At 68.3% G+C, this 17,245-nt stretch carries 14 protein-coding genes and 1 pseudogene; 6 read left to right on the top strand and 9 right to left on the bottom strand.

The genetic code is table 11. The annotated features are described in order from the left end of the window. Positions 1-299 precede the first annotated feature (299 nt). Entirely contained in the window at positions 300-1,493 is a 1,194-nt protein-coding gene (locus ABZ783_RS31160) for an MFS transporter (RefSeq protein ID WP_357444514.1), read from the bottom strand. A gap of 66 nt (positions 1,494-1,559) precedes the next feature. On the opposite strand from ABZ783_RS31160, the gene ABZ783_RS31155 reads away from it, so the two are divergent. Then, positions 1,560-2,408 (top strand): LysR family transcriptional regulator, encoded by an 849-nt coding sequence (locus tag ABZ783_RS31155; RefSeq protein WP_357444511.1) that lies wholly within the window; start codon positions 1,560-1,562, stop codon positions 2,406-2,408. A gap of 117 nt (positions 2,409-2,525) precedes the next feature. On the opposite strand, the gene ABZ783_RS31150 is transcribed toward ABZ783_RS31155, so the two are convergent. Then, entirely contained in the window at positions 2,526-3,191 is a 666-nt protein-coding gene (locus ABZ783_RS31150; RefSeq protein ID WP_357444508.1) for an alpha/beta hydrolase, read from the bottom strand. A 74-nt stretch (positions 3,192-3,265) separates the two neighbouring features. Between ABZ783_RS31150 and ABZ783_RS31145 the strand changes: the two genes are divergently transcribed. Continuing rightward, the gene (locus tag ABZ783_RS31145; protein ID WP_357444505.1) at positions 3,266-3,961 is read left to right on the top strand and encodes a YafY family protein; all 696 of its coding nucleotides are present in this window, start codon (positions 3,266-3,268) and stop codon (positions 3,959-3,961) included. A gap of 1,011 nt (positions 3,962-4,972) precedes the next feature. Here ABZ783_RS31145 and ABZ783_RS31140 read toward each other — a convergent pair. Together ABZ783_RS31140 and ABZ783_RS31135 are read right to left on the bottom strand one after the other, a co-directional pair. Beyond that, on the bottom strand, positions 4,973-5,431 hold the full coding sequence (locus ABZ783_RS31140) for an ArsI/CadI family heavy metal resistance metalloenzyme (protein ID WP_357444502.1): 459 nt from the start codon (positions 5,429-5,431) through the stop codon (positions 4,973-4,975). Positions 5,432-5,450: 19 nt separating this feature from the next. Then, complete coding sequence (locus tag ABZ783_RS31135; protein WP_357444499.1) at positions 5,451-5,600, bottom strand: hypothetical protein; 150 nt, start codon at positions 5,598-5,600, stop codon at positions 5,451-5,453. A 77-nt stretch (positions 5,601-5,677) separates the two neighbouring features. On the opposite strand from ABZ783_RS31135, the gene ABZ783_RS31130 reads away from it, so the two are divergent. From ABZ783_RS31130 to ABZ783_RS31120, 3 genes are read left to right on the top strand one after another with little or no spacing between them, the layout of a single operon-like run. Continuing rightward, positions 5,678-6,052 (top strand): metalloregulator ArsR/SmtB family transcription factor, encoded by a 375-nt coding sequence (locus ABZ783_RS31130; protein ID WP_357444496.1) that lies wholly within the window; start codon positions 5,678-5,680, stop codon positions 6,050-6,052. Beyond that, positions 6,049-6,780 (top strand): MIP/aquaporin family protein, encoded by a 732-nt coding sequence (locus ABZ783_RS31125; RefSeq protein ID WP_357444493.1) that lies wholly within the window; start codon positions 6,049-6,051, stop codon positions 6,778-6,780. The genes ABZ783_RS31130 and ABZ783_RS31125 overlap by 4 nt, the downstream gene beginning before the upstream one ends. 38 nt (positions 6,781-6,818) lie before the next feature. Continuing rightward, positions 6,819-7,292, top strand: coding sequence for an N-acetyltransferase family protein (locus ABZ783_RS31120; protein WP_357444520.1), 474 nt, complete (start codon positions 6,819-6,821; stop codon positions 7,290-7,292). A 140-nt stretch (positions 7,293-7,432) separates the two neighbouring features. Here ABZ783_RS31120 and ABZ783_RS31115 read toward each other — a convergent pair whose 3' ends face one another. Both ABZ783_RS31115 and ABZ783_RS31110 read right to left on the bottom strand, forming a co-directional pair. Continuing rightward, the gene (locus ABZ783_RS31115) at positions 7,433-8,170 is read right to left on the bottom strand and encodes an RNA-guided endonuclease TnpB family protein (protein ID WP_357444490.1); all 738 of its coding nucleotides are present in this window, start codon (positions 8,168-8,170) and stop codon (positions 7,433-7,435) included. A gap of 22 nt (positions 8,171-8,192) precedes the next feature. Next, entirely contained in the window at positions 8,193-8,570 is a 378-nt protein-coding gene (locus ABZ783_RS31110) for a transposase (RefSeq protein WP_357444487.1), read from the bottom strand. Positions 8,571-9,089: 519 nt separating this feature from the next. On the opposite strand from ABZ783_RS31110, the gene ABZ783_RS31105 reads away from it, so the two are divergent. Then, complete coding sequence (locus tag ABZ783_RS31105; protein WP_357444484.1) at positions 9,090-9,881, top strand: class I SAM-dependent methyltransferase; 792 nt, start codon at positions 9,090-9,092, stop codon at positions 9,879-9,881. A 598-nt stretch (positions 9,882-10,479) separates the two neighbouring features. Here the strand turns inward: ABZ783_RS31105 and ABZ783_RS31100 are convergent. The 3 genes and pseudogenes from ABZ783_RS31100 to ABZ783_RS31090 all read right to left on the bottom strand — a co-directional run bounded on the left by ABZ783_RS31100 (position 10,480) and on the right by ABZ783_RS31090 (position 16,963). After that, entirely contained in the window at positions 10,480-13,923 is a 3,444-nt protein-coding gene (locus tag ABZ783_RS31100) for a hypothetical protein (RefSeq protein ID WP_357444481.1), read from the bottom strand. 513 nt (positions 13,924-14,436) lie between these two features. Then, complete coding sequence (locus tag ABZ783_RS31095; protein ID WP_357444478.1) at positions 14,437-15,456, bottom strand: hypothetical protein; 1,020 nt, start codon at positions 15,454-15,456, stop codon at positions 14,437-14,439. Between the two features lie 327 nt (positions 15,457-15,783). Next, positions 15,784-16,963: pseudogene (locus ABZ783_RS31090) on the bottom strand (IS701 family transposase). Between the last annotated feature and the right edge of the window lie 282 nt (positions 16,964-17,245).

Raw genomic sequence — 17,245 nt, 5'->3', positions numbered from 1 at the left:
CTACCAACCGTCCATGTAAGACGATCACTGAGGGGAGGGGCGGCGTTTCCTCCCGGCCGTAAACGGCCGGGTTTCCACGCCGCAATTCCGATGACGGATCGGCACGCACATCGCCCGAACAGATATTGGAAACGCTGCTAAGCCCGCTCGCCGCCCGCCTGGACTTCATGCACCCCGGCGACACCCTCGTCATACCCGGCACTGGACCGGCTCGCGCTCGGCATCAGCCCCGGCACGCTCTACCACCACATCCCCGACCTGCGAGAGCTGCGCGCCGCCGGCCGAGCCCGCCACCGGCATTACCGACTGACCGGATACAAGATCACCCGCGTTCGGGCGGGCGAGCGGCGGGACAGCAGCCATCCCATCAGCGCGGCGGCGAGGCCGGCAAGCCCAGCCGTCGCGAATCCGCCTGCCGGTCCGGACGTGTCGATCGCCCCGCCAACGATCGGGACGCCAAGGGCGAAGCCCGCGCCCAGCGCCGAGGACTGCAAGCCTGTCGCCTCACCGCGCACGCTCGCGGGTGCGAGCCGGCTCACGGCGTCGGACAGCGCGGAAAGAGCCGGTGCGGCAAGCAGCCCCGCGCCGCAGCCTGCCACACACAACCAGCGCCAGTCGTCGGCCAGTCCCGCGGGAATGGTTACCAGCCCGAGCAGGCCGAGCAGCAGCCAGGCGGGCAGCGGTCGCGGGAGCGCGCCATACAGAAGCCCGCCGGCGATGGAGGCCGCGCCGTACACGGCCACCACGACGGCGGCCCAGGAGACCTGGCCGGCTTCCTTGAGAGCGGCCACGATGGCCAAGTCGGTACCGTTGAGCACGATCGTGGCGCCGAACGCCATCACCAGCACCGCGATCAGTCTCGGGCCCAGCCACTCCCGGCGACGGGGGCGGCCGGCTGGGTCGGCCGGCGCCTCGTCCTCGGCCCGCAGCGGGGGGTTGAGCAGGGCGATCCCCGCTCCGCCCGCCACGATCGCAGCGCCGACGCCCCAGGCCACCACGCCGGCGGGCAGTTGTGCCGCGCAGAGGATCACGATCGGCGGGCCTACCATGTAGGACAGTTCGCCCTGTATCGCTTCCAGCGCAAAGGCGGCCTGGCGCTGTCCCGCCTTCGTCATCGCGGCGATCGCCTGCCTGGTCACCATCGGGGCCGGCACCATCAGCAGACCTGCTACGAAGGCGACGGCCAGCAGGGTCGTGTACGGCAGTACCGCGACGCTCAGCCAACACGCGACCTGAACCACGACGGTGATCAGCAGCACGATACGCACGCCCCGCCGGTCGATCATGCGGCCCAGCAGCGGACCGCCCAGCGCGAGACCGGTGGTCATGGCTGCCGCGGCTCCTCCCGCTGCCGCGTAGCTCATGTCCAGGCCTAGAACGACGTACATCGTCAGCGCCATCCCGGAGGCCGTGATCGCGGTGCGGGCGAGCAGCGAGACGCCCAGCAGCGATGCCATCCCGGGCACGGCGAGCACCTGTCGGTATCTGGTCACCTGCGGGACGCTAGGTCATCCGCCAACCCATAGGAAGTGGCGACCTTCTTGGGCCTGGCATAATGAATGCTTATGGCCAGGGATCTTGAGACGGCGTTGCTGCGGTCGTTCGTCACCGCCGTGCGGGCGGGCAGCATCAGCCGCGCCGCGACCGCGCTCGGACATACCCAGCCCGCGCTCAGCCAGCAGTTGCGCAAGCTCGAGAGCGTTGTCGGCCGTCCGCTGCTTTACCGGTCGCCGTCTGGCGTCTCGCCGACCCGGGCAGGTGAGGAACTCCTGCCGTACGCCGAACGCATCCTCTCGCTCTCCGCGCAGGCACTCACCGAAACCGGGCGCGCGCTTACCGGCCGCTGCGGCGTCGGGTTGCTCGAAGACCTCGCCGCGTCCCAGCTTCCACAGGCCCTCGCCGACCTCGCCGGGCTGCACCCCGGCGCGACGCTGGAGGTGCTCACCTTTTCCAACGCCGCGATGCGGGAGGCCTACGACGCGGGCCGCGTCCAACTCGTGCTCGACGAGGTGCCGTACCTTCCCGGACCGCCGCGCTGGACGGTACGCCGCCCGCTGGTCTGGGCGATCGGCCAGGGCGTGGACGTGGCTGCCGATCCGCTGCCGGTGGTGCTGTTCTCGAACCCGTGCTTCTGGCGTACGTCGGTGCTGGAAACGCTCGAACGTGCCGATCGGCGCTGGCGGGTGGCGTTCGAAAGCAACAGCCTGCTCGGTGTGCTCGCCGCGGTACGGGCCGGGCTCGGCGTCGCGGCGCTCATGCCCGCAAACCTCGAACCGGTCATGGCCTGCCACGACGCAGACGCCCTGCCGGCCCTGCCGGACGTCGAGCTCGGTCTCGCACGGCACCCACGGACCGAAGGTGATCCGCTGATCGATGCCGTGGAGACCGCGCTACGACGCATGATCTGAGTATCGCGGCTGGTCAGCGCGCCGGTTTCCGAGCACACCTCGCGGCCCCGCCCGGCAGCCTGCTTGACGAGCCGGCATTCCCGGACCAGCTACCAGCTACGCCCCAGTCGATCTGTGTCACGGCCGTGCATCGAGGAATCGCGTGATCGCAGCCGCGACGGCTTGGTGGTCTTCGAGCATCGGTAGATGCCCCGTATTCAGGTCGTTCTGCCAGGCTGCGCCGAGTCGCTCGGCGCAGCGTTGTTGCAGCGCAACCGGCAACTCACGGTCGTCAGTGGTGCGCAGGTAACCGCGCCACCCGCTCCACGACCGGTGAGCGGTCCGGTCTCGATAGAGGGCGGGTGACTCGGGGGTGAAGTCGGCGATGATGCGGTCGGCGACCTCCTCGTCCAGACCATGGGCGAGACCACGTCTGATCGCGGACGCCGGCGGCCGGGTACCGGCGACTCGCATCGCGGCACTGAGCACCCACCGGTTCGGCACCGGCATCGCCGAGATGAACGAACCTCCCGGCTGCGGGATCACGGCACTGATCGCCAGGAACGCGCTGACGCGTTCCGGCACGAGCCGGGCGACCTCGGCGCCGATCACACCACCGGCCGAATGCGCGACGATCACGAACCCACCCGGCGGTGCGGAGTCGATGACCGCCTGGGCGTAGTCGCGCAACCGGGCCCGGCCGCCCTGCGGTCGGGAAGCGACACGGGTCTGCTGCCCTTCGCCGAGGTCGCGGCGGACGTCATCCCAGATCCAGGCGGGAAGCCCGGCGCCGCTGAGGAACATGATCGGATCGCGTGCAGTGCTCATGACACCAGCGTCGCCTCCAGCAATGTCACCGGCATGTCACTATTTATTGGATGAACCGAACTGACCGTCTCTACGCCCTCCGCGAGGAACTACGGCGCGCGGGGTCCGCCGGGCGCTCGGCGGAACGACTCGCCGAGGTCTTCGAGGTCAGCGTCCGCACGATCAAACGGGACATTTCGGCTCTGCAACACGGCGGCTTCCCGGTCTGGGCTCGCCCCGGACCCGGTGGTGGCTACGTCGTTGACGCCGCCGCGACCCTCCCGCCGGTGAACTTCACCGACGCCGAGGTCTCCGGCCTCGCCGCCGCCGTGGCCGCCCACCGCGGACAGCCCTTCGACAGCCACGCCCGCGCCGCCCTCGTCAAGGTGCTCAGCGTGATGGACACCCGCACACGAGAAAACGCCACCGCGTTGAACGGTCGGGTCTGGATCGACCACACCGACACACCCGGCGATGCCCGGACTCGGCACGCCATCGAGCAAGCACTCCACGCACAACGCGTCCTCGTCGTGGACTACCGCGACCGGCATGGCACGCCCACCACCCGGCAACTCGATCCCGTGCTCCTGGCCCGCACCCAAGGACACTGGTACCTCGTCGGGCACTGCCACACTCGTCAAGCGATCCGCTGGCTCCGCCTCGATCGCATCAGCGCCGCACGCCTGACAACCCAGCCCGCCACTCGTATCCCCATCGAAGCCGTTGGCACACCGCCCACCACCGCCGAAGCCGTCGCCGACCTGTGACGCCATCCGTCATCGCCGACCAGTCCGCTTCCACGGTCGACCGACACCAGACCCTGGCGCACTGCGGCCAGGCAGGGCGGGTCCGGGTTGACTTCTGCCTCTGCGCGGAAAGCAACAACGCTATCGAGTACCCCGCCGAATGGCACCTTCACGCGCCGCCTTCGCCGCGCGGGGGCCGTTGGCTGTTGTCCCCGAACGGCAGCGCTTCGAGGACGTAGTTCAGCTCTGCGATTCGGGTCGGTGAGAGCGTCCCAGTCGTCAGCGCTCATCGGGAACGGCCCCCAATGCGGCAGGTAGAAGGGTCGCCGCGGTGGGTCGGCCACCGTGAACGGCTTGAACTCCGGATCCGCGATCACCCGGTAGACGAACTCGGCCGTCGACATGTCGAGCTGGTGCCATGGCTCGATGCCGTCCGACCGCGCGACCACAGGCCACCGGTCGGGCTCCACAGCGCGGTCCGCCAGCCAGTAGTACTCCCCCTCGGTCTGATCGCTGCCCCATTGGATCAGCCCGGACCCCTTGCCAGGCTCGTAGATCTCGTAGGGGGCCCACAACTGCGCGGAGTCATCGCGGCTTGGCCACTGCCGGGAATAGTCCCATGTCCGAAGCAGCGGCTGCGCGTGATCGTCGGTCGGCCGTAGCAGGTCTAGGTAGGCGTAGAACGCCCCCGGCACGAACCGCCGGCACAGTTCCTTGAAGTCCGTCGGCAGCGCGACGCCCAGCTCGGCTTCCACCTGCTCCCAGCCGACGCCATCCTCGGGCTCCTGGCGCCATCCGGTCACGTCGATGATCCGGTCGATCCACGTCAGCTGATCATTCACGGCCGGCAAAGTAACAGCACAGGCCGACATCCCCCGTGACTCGAGCCCCTGTGGGAGCGGCCTGACCGCTTCGGAGGCACTGAAGTGGTCACCGAGCACGCCTCCTGTTGCTGTCTGTCGCCGTCGAAAGGAACGCGTGGAGGGTGTGGGTGCCCGGCGGCCCAATGGCCGCCGGGCACCCACACCACCTTCAGCAGCAGCTTGACGCGGTCCCGCTGGTTGCGGGTTCCGTCTCGGCAGCCGGGGTGCAGCAGGCGGTCTCGGCGGTCTTCTCCAACTGCGGGGAGTCGGCCTTGACGGTGTAGACCTCCCAGGGTTCGTTGCCGGGGCCGCGTACCCAGACCTTGTCCTGGAGTGCGTAGCAGCACTCGGTGTCGTTCTCTTCGAGTGTGATGAGGCCGGCGTCGGTGAGGCGCGTGGTGGCGGCGTTGACCTCGTCGGTGCTGAACACCTCGACGCCCAGGTGGTCCATGACGGTGGGTTGGTCGGCCTCGCCCTCGAGGAGGACGAGCTTCAGGGGCGGGTTCTCGATGGCGAAGTTGGCGTAGCCGGGTCGGCGCTTGGCCGGCTCGACACCGAACAGCTGGGCGTAAAAGGCGACGGAGCCTTCGAGGTCGGACACGCGCAGGGCGAGCTGGACACGGGACATGGTCATTCCTCCTGGCGGTTCAGCGGATGCAACGGTTGGTGAGTGGGGTAGTGCGGGCGTGCTCGTAGCGGGCGTCGGCGCGGCAAGCCGGGGCGCACACCTGCCCACGCGATTCGCAGAACGTCACGGCTTGGGCGTCGAGGGGACGACGGCGGAACAGCTTGATCATCGCTTCGTCCTTGCCTAGATGGTTTTCGAAGCAGGACCCACGTTGCACCCTGTTTTGAGATCTGTCAACCTAGAGGCATGTCGAAACAAACGCTGCCGGTGGTGGACCTGAACGCGGTCGCCTGCTGCTCCCCCATCGCGGCGAGCCCGATGGACGCCAATCAGGCAGCGGCGGTCGCACCGATGTTCAAAGCCCTGGGCGACCCGGTCCGGCTGCGGCTGATGTCGATGATCGCCTCGGTGCCGGAGATCTGCGTCTGCGACCTGACCCCGGCGTTCGACCTGTCCGGGCCGACCATCTCCCACCACCTCAAACTGCTGCGCGAAGCCGGCCTGGTCGACTCCGAGCGTCGCGGCACGTGGGTCTGGTACCGGGTGAAGCCGGAAGCGTTCCAGCAGCTCGGGGCGCTGCTGACGATCTCCACCACCCCGGCCGCCGGTGGCACCGCGTGAGCCTCACCCTGCCCCGGCGGGCGTCGGCGGAATTCGCCGGCACCGCCCTGCTCGTCGCCGCCGTCGTCGGATCCGGGATCGCCGCCGCCCGACTCTCCCCCAGCGACGTCGGTCTCCAGCTGCTGGAAAACGCGATCGCCACCGCCCTGGCCCTGGGCGCGCTGATCCTGACCTTCGGGCCAGTGTCGGGCGCGCATTTCAACCCGGTGGTGTCCGCCGTCGACTGGTGGCTCGGCCGCCGCGCCGGCAACGGCCTGACAGGCCGCGACCTGGCCGCCTACACCGCCGCCCAGATCGGCGGCGCGATCGTTGGGGCGGTCCTGGCTGACCTGATGTTCGGGCTGCCGGCCGTGGCCTGGTCCCGCACCGATCGGACCGGGGGGAGCCTGTGGCTGGGCGAGGTGGTCGCCACCGCCGGCCTGGTTGTCCTGGTCTTCGCCCTCGCCCGTTCCGGCCGCACGTCCGCCGCGCCGGCCGCCGTGGGCGCCTACATCGGCGCGGCCTACTGGTTCACCTCGTCGACGTCGTTCGCGAACCCGGCCGTCACCATCGGCCGGGCCTTCACCGACACCTTCACCGGCATCGCCCCTGCATCCGTGCCCGGCTTCATCGCCGCCCAGCTCGTCGGCGGCCTGGTCGCCGTCGCCGCACTCGCCGCCTGGTACCCAGGCGCCGCCGATGCGGCTGACGCCGTGGTCGTGCCGCACCTCGCCGAGGAGAGCCGATGACCGCTCCCGCCAGCACCACAGGAATCACCATCACCGCCATGGGCGACCAGTACGCCGACGTCGTCCTGGACATCTACCGGCTCGGCATCGCCACCGGCCACGCCACCTTCGAAACCGAGCCACCGACCTGGGAACAGTTCACCGACAGCCGGCTGCCCGGCCACCGCTGGGTGGCCGTCGACCCCACCGGCCGGGTCCTCGGCTGGGTTGCCTGCTCGGCCGTGTCCGACCGGTGCGTCTACGCCGGGGTGGTCGAGCACTCCGTCTACGTCCACCCCGACGCCCGCGGCCGAGGCGTCGGCCGGCTCCTGCTCAACGCTCTGATCGCCTCCACCGAGCAGGCCGGCATCTGGACCATCCAGTCCGGCCTGTTCCCCGAGAACACCGCCAGCCTCGCCCTGCACACCGCCTGCGGCTTCCGCACCGTCGGCACCCGTGAACGCGTCGGCTGCCACCACGGGACCTGGCGCGACGTCACCCTCATCGAACGCCGCAGCCCCACCATCAACTGACAGGAACACCACCGTTGACATCCTCCCGGCCCTGAAGGAGCCGGGATTCCCGCGGTTGCCCGTGAGGGTTCCTGTTTCATTGCCGACTGCCTTTCCGGGAGGATTTTCCCTTGAGGTCTTCTGTCAGCTCCGCAGGCGTTTTACCTCTCCGCCAGCCCGGCGGCGAGGATGTTCTTGGCAGCGTTGATGTCCCGGTCGTGCTCGGCCCCGCAACCCGGGCACGTCCAGGAGCGCTCGTTGAGGGCGAGGGTGGTGTTGATCCGCCCGCAACCGGAGCAGGTTTTGGACGTGGGCAGCCACCGGTCGACGGGGATCACCTCACGCCCGTACCAGTCGGCTTTGTACTCCAACATGCTGCGGAACTGACCCCAGGCCGCGTCGGAGATGACGCGGGCCAGGCGGCGGTTGCGGAGCATGTTGCGCACGCTGAGGTCTTCGATCGCGACCGTTTGGGTCTCACGGACGAGTCGAGTGGTCAGCTTGTGCAGGTGGTCCCGACGCCGGTCGGCGATACGGGCATGGATCCGGGCCACTCTGAGCCGGGCTTTGGCCCGGTTGTTGGAGCCCTTCTGTTTGCGGGCCAGGTTCCGCTGCGCCTTGGCCAGCTTGCGCCGGTCGGCCTGCCCGTACCGCGGGTTGGCCACCTTGCCCTGCTCGTCGCTGATTCCGGGGATCGGGTGGGACAGGGTGAGCAGACTGGTGATGCCCGCGTCCACACCGACCACGCCCGCGACCGGCGGCAGCGTCTTCACGGTCAGGTCCTCGATCAGGATGGAGACGAACCAGCGGCCGGCGGCGTCCCGGGACACCGTGACGGTCGACGGCTGCGCCCCTTCGGGCAGGGGCCGCGACCACACGATGTCCAGCGGGGTGTTCATCTTGGCCAGCGTGAGCTGACCGTCACGCCAACGAAACGCGGAACGGGTGTACTCCGCCGACGCCCCGCGACTTGCGCTTGGACTTGAACCTCGGATACCGGGACCGCTTGTCCCAGAACGCCACGAACCCCGCCTGCAGATGCCGCAGCGTCTGCTGCAACGGCACCGACGACACCTCGTTCAGGAACGCCAACTCCTGCGTGCGCTTCCACTCGGTCAGCCACCCCGACGACTGCACATAGGTGGTGCGCTGACGGTCCACCGCCCACGCCCGGGTCCGCGCTTCCAACGCCCGGTTGTACACCACACGCACGCACCCGAAGGTGCGGTTCAACTGCCCAGCCTGTTCAGGAGACGGGTAGAAGCGGTACTTGTACGCCCGCTTCACCACCTCACCCACGCCTCACACCCTACCAACCGTCCATGTAAGACGATCACTGAGGGGAGGGGCGGCGTTTCCTCCCGGCCGTAAACGGCCGGGGTTCCACGCCGCAAATCCGATGACCTATTCAAAGAGCGGGGCGTACCCGAACCTGGCCAAGCACATCGAGGCGGCGCAGAACAGCGGGCTACCGGGCGAGCACCCGAACGGCACGCCCCTGCGGCGGCTCGTCGACTCCGCGCAGAAGCGCCTCAACGGCGACACGGCCCGCCCGCGGGGATGGATCCGGCCGGGAAGCAAGTCTTGCGACGAGTACCCTGCCGGTCGACGAAGCAGGGTGCGGCGCAGACCGTCGCCCGCGACGCCCACGGCTTCCGCAACCCCGTCAACCAGCGCTTACGCACCCGCAGCGCGACCACCTGGCGAGCCCGTGGGCACCTCGACGCCCGCTAGTTTCGTTGAGCCCGCACCTGTGATCGTGTTGGCTAGCGGCAGCGAAACCGCTGGTGTCCGCTTGGCTGTAGCAGGGAGTTAAACGTGCAGGACATTGTCGTCGACCCCGGTGCCCATAATCGGGCAGCCTGGGACAAGTATGTCCAGGAGGGCAACGAGTGGTCGAGGCCGGTGAGTGCTGAGGATGTCGAGCGCGCCCGTATGGGCGACTGGTCGATTGTTCTCATCGGGCGTGAGCCAGTCGACCGCTCCTGGCTGCCGACGGACCTGACCGGCAAGGACGTGTTGTGCCTGGCCTCCGGCGGTGGCCAGCAGGGTCCGATCCTCGCCGCCGCAGGGGCGCGGGTCACCGTGTTCGACAACTCGCCCCGCCAGCTCGGCCAGGACCAGATGGTGGCGGCGCGCGACGGACTCGAGCTGCGCACCGTCCTGGGTGACATGCGCGACCTCAGCGCCTTCGGCGACGCGGCATTCGACGTTGTGTTCCACCCGGTTTCGAACGTATTTGTACCCGACTTGGCACCGGTGTGGCGTGAGTGCTTCCGCGTCCTGCGACCGGGCGGAACTCTGCTCGCGGGCTTCCTCAACCCTGATGTGTACTTGTTCGACCACGAGGCCCTCGAGGAGCGCGGCGAGCTGGTCGTCGTGCACAAGCTGCCCTACAGCGATGTCACGCAGTACTCCGCCGAGGAACGCGCCACGAAGTTCGGCGCGGATGCCCCTCTTGAATATAGTCACACCCTCACCGACCAGATCGGCGGGCAACTCGCTGCGGGGTTCGTCCTCACCGGCTTCGCAGAAGCACCGGACCAGTCCAACGCATCCGCCCAATACATGTCGAACTATTTTGCGACGCTGGCGGTCAAGCCAGGCTGACCCAGCCGCGGCGCCGGCCGAGACGGCCGTGAACCACGAAATGCCATTCGAAGATTGGCCACTGGTTTATTCGATATGGCCAATCTCCGACTGGCCAAGTGGAGCGCTGTGCCAGCCGACCCCACTAACTTCGCTGACCCGGTATAGAAAGGGCTGCCGATCATGGCGGTAACGTCACCGGGTGTTCCCCCGCCGTCTGCGCCGTCCATCCGCAGCTCCCGTCACTCAGTCCAGGGCTTCGGCCACCCTCGATAGTTTCACACCCCCAGCCTTCTGGCGGAACCCAAACCCATTCGGGTCGATATCGCTCATCCCCAGGCTCTCGACCGGACCCGCCGCTTCGTGCGGGGTCCAGGGGCTGCTCCCCCACCGGCCAAACAAAGCGACAGGATCTCTTTCGGAAAACCGGTCAATCGCGAGTGATTGTCGGGCAGGCGGCGCAGATTCCGTCCATCGTGCCGAGTGGGTGTGGTTGGCCGGTCATCGCCGACGACACCAGCGACAGCACGCAGGTCGGCCTTGATGTAGGTGGTGAAGATCCGAGTCTGCCGGTGCGGCCCGCTCGGTTGCCGCACCGGGCTGGCCCGGTGCGGCGCGCTCAGCGGGCGGGCGAGATCGCCTTCACCTGGAACTCCCCGGTTGGCCCGACCTCGATGACGGGCAGCCGACGTCCGACGGCGTTGCCGGTCGTGGCGTCCAGCGTGAAGGTGCCGCCGGCGCCGTGCACCTGGTTGCGCTCGCGGTCGGATCGCCCCAACTCGGAGCGGACGGTTTGCCGCGTGGGTAACTCCCCGGGCTTCAACCCGTTGGCGGTGCGGCTGATCGTCTCCGTCAGTGCCAGCATCGCGTCGTGCATCATGACCCCCCAGCCGTCGGCAAGGTCGGTCGTGTCGAAGCCGAGGCGTTCGAACTCGGCGGTGAGCCGATCGAACTCGGCGATCCCCATTGCCCGCGCGGCCTCTGGGTCGACGTGCGGGGTGTAGACGATGGACAGGCCCGGCTCGTCGCTCCGAGGGAGCAGGTCCGGCCTGGTGCGCAGCATCGACGCGTCTGAACCGGTGACGAGGGTGATCCGACGGTCCCGCGCGCAGCCGCGCTGGCGCAGGTTGTTGATCAGATCGTCCAGCAGCACGGCGCGGCCAGCGTAGAGCACGATGTCCGGTGCGCCGTCACCGCAGAGGTCTTTTGTGATCTCGCGGAACTGGGTGTCCAGCGACGCCTCGGTGTCGAATCGGCTCTCCACACTGATCGAGAGCCTGCGGCCCGCTGCGGCTGTTTTGAACTCCTTGTAGAGCGTCGAGGTGTAGAGGTCGTTGTCGTCGCTGTCGTAGACGAGCATGGCCTTGCCGGTACTCCGTCGGGCCAGGTAGTCCGACAGCACCGCGATCTGGTCACCGGTGGTGGAGTTGACCCGGGCGAACCCTCTGATGTAGCGGCTGGTAGTGCCTGCCTCGGCGGATGGCTCGACGTTGAACTCGGTGGCGGTCAGTACCGAGGCCACCATCGGGATGCCAGCCGCTGACAGCGCTCGTGCGGTCTCCCGGGCGTTGATGGTGCTCTGGCCGACACCGATCACACCGACCAGCCGTTCCTCGCCGGCTACCTCGATGAGCTGGTCGACCACCCGTCGCCACTGCTGCTGTCGGCTGCCCGGGTTGGCCAGCAGCAGCCGGACCTTCGGCTCGCGCTTGTCCTCATTGGTGGCAAGCTGGGCGATGTGGGCGCCTTCGAGCTGGGCGCGGATTCGTGGCCAGGTCACGCTCCCCACGCCGGTGGGCAGCAGCGGCGTGAGGAGCGCGACGGTGACATGTGGCCGCTCTTGCACGCGCTTGTTCTCCGCCAGAATCCGCCGCTGCACTGTGGCGAGCTCGCCGCCGAACACGTAGGAGCCGTCGGTGACCCCGACACACTCGCCGTCCCGTTTATCGACGCCGTCGTCGCAGCTGGTGAACCTGGTCACCCCGAAGGCGACCGCAGAGCTCAGCAGCAGCGCCACCACAGTGATGACCGCCGCCAGCCTGAGCCGCGCCCTGCTCCGAATGACCTTCGCCATCGGCGGTGTGAAGTCGACAGTCTCTCGCCGCGGCGCCGACGCCTGGCGCCGCCCGGGAGGGCTCGGCACGGGGCTGCCGCCCGCCTCAGCCCTGGCCTCGAATCGCGCCGCAGCTTTGAGGAAATCGTTGCGTGGCACGCCCGGCCGCTGTGCCAGCGTCTTCAGGTCCCACGCAACGCTGCCGTAGAGGTCCGCCCGGTCTGCGGTGGACAAGGGGTCGTTGGCAGCCCACAGTGCCACCACCACGCGGGCGACCGTCCGACCGAGCTCATCAGCCGGTCCGGCGCGGCCGGTCACGGCGAGCACCTGCGTAGGGTCGGCGTCGTCGGTATCGAGGTCGTTGGGCGCCGCGGTAACCGCATCGAGCTCGGCAAACCACGCCCGCCCGTCAGGCAGCAACTCCTCTAGGCGCTGTACCACCGCGTCGACGTCCCGAAGCGCAAGCGCGTGATAGAAGCGGTCGGATTCCCGGCCGTTGTCCCGCAACCAGGTGTGCACCGCCGTCCACCGTTCGGGTGTGCCAGCCAGGCGGCGCAGCAGCAGGTGGCGCAGGGCGGGCAACATGGCCTCGCGCCCCGTACCGGTGTCTTGCACCCTCAGTTCGGCGGGCACCAGTCCGGCGCCGTCACGCGGCGGAGGCACCAGGCCGCTGCGCGCCAGCTCGTCGGATTGCTCGACGTCCCTGGCGGCGGAGCAGGCTTCCAGGGTGGCCAGCACCGCCTCCGATGGCGAACCGAGCAGCTCGCGCAGTAGCCGCTCCTCGACGGTGACCGGGGCCTTGTCGACCGGGCCTCGCCAACGGGACCCCAGTAGCCGCTTCACGGACGTTGCCCCGCCGGTGTGGTCGTCGATGGCCTTGGCGATCACGGCAGTGGCGGCTGGATGACCCTGGGTGAAGCGGTACACCTCGGCCGCGACTGCGCGGCGCGCGCCGAGCCGGGGGCCGGCGATGTCGGACACCATGTCCGTGACCTCGTCCAGGGTCAGGTCGCGCAGCGCCACCGGATAGGAGTCGCTGGCGAACTGGCCCTGCCGGCGTTCGAGGTAGTCGTCGTAGCTCGCCTCCTCGGCGAATGGGATCTCCTCGTCCGGCGCCACGTGCCGCACTACGCCGCCGGCGCTGGTGGCGACTACGGTCAGCGGATCCGCTTCGCTGCGGCGGGCGTCGGCGAGCGCGCGGTAGAGCAGGCGGCCGGGTTTGGTGTCGATGTCGTCCAGCAGCAACACGCAGTTCAGCGACCATCTGGCCGCGCGCCGCTTGTCGAACGCGGCTCGCAGGTCGGCCAGGAAGGCGGCCCACAGTAGCTCGGTGGCTTCCTTGCGCTCGGCCTCGCTCGCGTCCTCCCGGGTGAGCTTGTTGAGCCACACCAACTGGTCGTACGCGTTGTCACCGGAGCCGTACCACTCCAGCCCTTCACCCAGCATGACGCGGCGGCCGAGCCGCCACGACACCAGGCCGTCCAGCAGGAGCTTCGGCCCGTACTGAGCGGCCGTGGTCGCTCCCGGGATGGCACCCATCCCCGCAATCGCGCCGCTGATATCTTGTGCCAGGTTGCCGAGAAGTATGCGAAGCTGGTCGATGTGCCGCGCATCTTCCAGCGCGTTCCGGATGATTAGGCGGGCAGCCGGGCCAGGGGCGTCGATTTGCGCGGAGATTGCCACCTGGGCAGTGACGAAGCGGGGGAACGGGATCGAACGATAGCCGGCAGCGTTGCGGTTGAGGTCGAAGGCGAGCAGCGACAAGACTTCCCAAGCGGTGGTGCTCTTCAAGTTGCCGCAGTTGACGCGCGCGTACGGGACCTTTCCCTTGAGTTCGCTCTGCAGAACGCCCAGCAGCGCAGTCTTCCCGCAGCCCTTGGGACCGGTGAAGATCAGCATCGGCGTGCGGCGGGTGGTCGGCAGGCCCTTCAACTCCGGCCGAGTCGCGAACTCACGGACAATCGCGAGTGCGCGATCCCTACCACGCAAGTCGAACGCGTCGTTAGCCATTCACACCCCCACCTGAACGAGTACAAGTTGACATAGCTGCCTCACCGAGCCTTGGCACGACTCCTGTGTCGAAGGATCGTACGGGCTCCTCCCCTCGCGCCGCACCAACACCAGCCGCCGTTTGAGACTCTGCTGATAGGAGCAGGAAGACGTGGACACGTCCGCCACGTGATCGTCGCTACGTGGTCTCGAAAATGAACCGCGACGGGCGAAGTGGGTGGCGGTGGAATTGGCTGACGTCACCGACGTGACCGAGGATCTTGGGGAACAGCACGATGGCGGTGCCGTGGACTTCGGACAGACCCTGATTCGATCACAAATACACGGCACCCATGCTCAGGGTGTGTGCTCATGCCGTGAGCGCACTAGCGTAGCTTTCATCGACCACGCGTCTGCTGCATCGTGCGGCGGATCCACCCACGCTTCTGGGCGAGGTGGTGAGTGCCGACCGACTCATTGTTGTCGGTGCTGTGCCCGGCCGCAAGCGGCCGGGCACAGCCGGTCCAGGACTTGTCAGTCGACGACGGGTGGCGCCGTCTTCGCCGCGGCTGCCAGGGCCGCCGCCGCGCTGGCGTACGGGTTGTACGTGTACGTCCGAGACAGGCTGCCCGGGATCGTGAAGTACTCGACGGACAGCTTCGCGGGGTCGGTGGCGATCTGGCCCCGGGCGGGCAGGTCGTCGCGGTCGTCCCAGCCCCACGGCGCGTTGGCCGAGTTGATCGAGCAGTCGAGCGTGTCCACTCCACAGTCGCCGGAGTCGTCACCGGCGAAGGTACCGAGGTTCGCGAACAGGCTGGTGTTTGCCCGCTGCGCCCACAGGCCGTCGCTGGCGAAGATGTCGATGAGCTTGTATTGCACGTCGCGGTCGTCGCCGCTGCTCGGCGTCTCCGCCACGGTCGACGGGTAGTACACGATGCCGTCGCCGACGATGTTGTACTGCGGGTACGCCTTCAGGCCGTGGCCTTTCGCCTCCTGCGCGGTCACCGGGTGCAGGAACGCGTCGTGCGGCGACGCCTGGAGTTGCAGGGTGCCGTCGACGCTTTCCCGGCCGCTCGTCCAGGTGCTCCCGGCCGGGGTGTACGAGAAGAAGTTCGTGTGCGCCACGGTGACCGCGGAGCGCAGCACCCCGTACGTGGATCCGTCCCGCTGGATCGCGAGAAGCACGCCCTCGCCGTCGTTTTCGTGTTCGGTATCGAAGAAGTTGTCCGTCCAGTCCCGAGGGTGGAAGAACAGGTACGTGATGTACCAGTGCGTGCTCGTCTCCAGCACGGAGTAGTAGGCATGCGCGGCGAACGATACGCCCGCCTGGCCGGCGCGGTCCCAGTTGTTGCGCCCGTTGAGATCGCCGTCGAAGTCGATCTTCGTGATGTAGTCGGACCTGCCACCGAGCGCGTGGCTGCCCGTGACGTCGACGTCCTGGTAGTGGATCGGCGCCCAGCGCAGCGCCAGCTGCGCCCTGGTGACCGCCGCGCTCGCCGGTGTCGGCACCGCGAACCCCACCGTCACGAGCGCCGCAGCCGCCACGGTCGCCACCAATGATCTCCCAGCGATCCTGCTTTTGTTGGGCATGCGTGCTCCCACGTCCCGGGGTGTAGATAGAACGATGACAATCTATCTTGTCCGCGGCCCCCGACGTGTGACCACCTGACGAAGAAAATCAACGGTGGTGAGGTAGATGAGCAGGAACGGCAGCGGGAGCCCGCGCCCCACCGCAGACAGGAGGACGCCGACTAGTAGTGCTTTGTTAGGTCGGTGGTTGTCGTTTCCGACGAATGATTCTGATCTTGCGTCGGCAGGTGGGGCATGCGCCGGTCCAGGTGGCGAGAAGTAGTTGGATCTCGCCGATGACCTTGTAGAGGGTCAGGCCGGCGCAGCCGCTTTTGGGTCAAGCCGCAGTGTGGTGATGAACAGGTGCGCGGCGGTGACGAGGGTGACGTGGCGGTGCCAGCCGATCCACGATCGGCCCTCGAAGTGGTCCAGGCCCAGGCCGGTCTTGAGCTCGCGGCAGTCGTGTTCGATTCGCCACCGGATCTTGCCGAGACGCACGAGGGTGGCCGGGTCGGTGTCGTCGGGCAGGTTCGACAGCCAGTACTTCACCGGTTCGGCCTCGCCGTCGGGCCATTGGGCGATCAGCCAGCTCAGCGGCAGCGATCCGTCCTGTGACAGGCGTGGGCGGCGTCCGGCCACCCGCACTCGCAGCAGCACGAACTGCGATTCGAGCCGGCCCTTGGATCCTTCACGCCAGCCGATGGTCTGCGCCGTGGCGCGGCCGGCGGCCAGGACGTGCTCGGTGAGGCTGACCGGCTTGCTGCGGTAGCGGGGCTTGGGCCGCGGTCCCAGACCGGAGTAGGCGATCATCTCGGGGCGGGCGCCGGCCGGGTGAGCGGTGGCCTCACCTTTGACCTGGACCGCCTCCATCAGCGGCGATGACCGGCGGACGCAGGCCCCAGCGGGCGAGTTCATCGAGCATCTCCATGGCCATCTCCCACTTCGGGCGATGACGCTCAGTCTCGGGTATCGCGCAGCGCCGCCGCCGCGCTGCGACACCCTCCGCCAGATCCTGATCATCGATGGCGGTGTCGTCCCAGGCCCGCGGCACGAACAACCGCCAATCCAGCGGGCATGACGCGCCGTCGCTGACCGCGTGCACGCTCACGCCGATCTGACAGTTAGCAACCTTTCCCAACGTGCCGGAGTACTGCCGGGCCACGCACGGCGAGCCGGTGCCGTCCTTCGGGAACCCAGTGTCGTCGATAACCCACGCTTCCGGGCCGACGACCTCGACCGCCCGGCGGGCAAGCCGCTGCCGCACCGCCACGGTGTCCCACGTCGAGGTCGTGACGAACTGCTGCAACCCCTGATGGTCCACACCCAGCCGCACGGCCATCGGCTGCATCGACTTGCGCCGTCCGTCCAGCAGCAGCCCGCGAACATACAACTGGCCTTTGGCACGCTGATCAGAACGTGCCAGCGCAGCGAACACGTCCGCGACGAACGTCTCCAACCGTTGCCGCACAACCGAAAGCTCGTGAGGGGTCACCGCGACATGACACTACCGCCAGCCCTCACAACCCCTCCGACACGCCGGACCTAACAAAGCACTACTAGAAACCGTCGCCGTTCCATCCTGGAGGGAAGAGCTCGCTGCAACAAGCGCCTGTTCTCCTGCCCTGCATTCCGCACCGCCGCCAGAAGCCCGCCCGCAACCAGGGCGGCGAGGATTTCCGATCCGAATGTCATCGAGCATGCGGCGGCGGCTTGTAGCAGGCGGCACCAGCGGTGCGCCCGCCCAAGCAAGGCCGGCCGGCGGTAACCACCCGGG

It is taken from the genome of Micromonospora sp. NPDC047738 (assembly GCF_040642675.1).
In the GTDB taxonomy this organism is placed as follows: Bacteria; Actinomycetota; Actinomycetes; order Mycobacteriales; family Micromonosporaceae; genus Micromonospora.
Note: the sequence above shows the minus strand (reverse complement) of the source record. Positions and strands in the feature narration are given on the sequence as shown.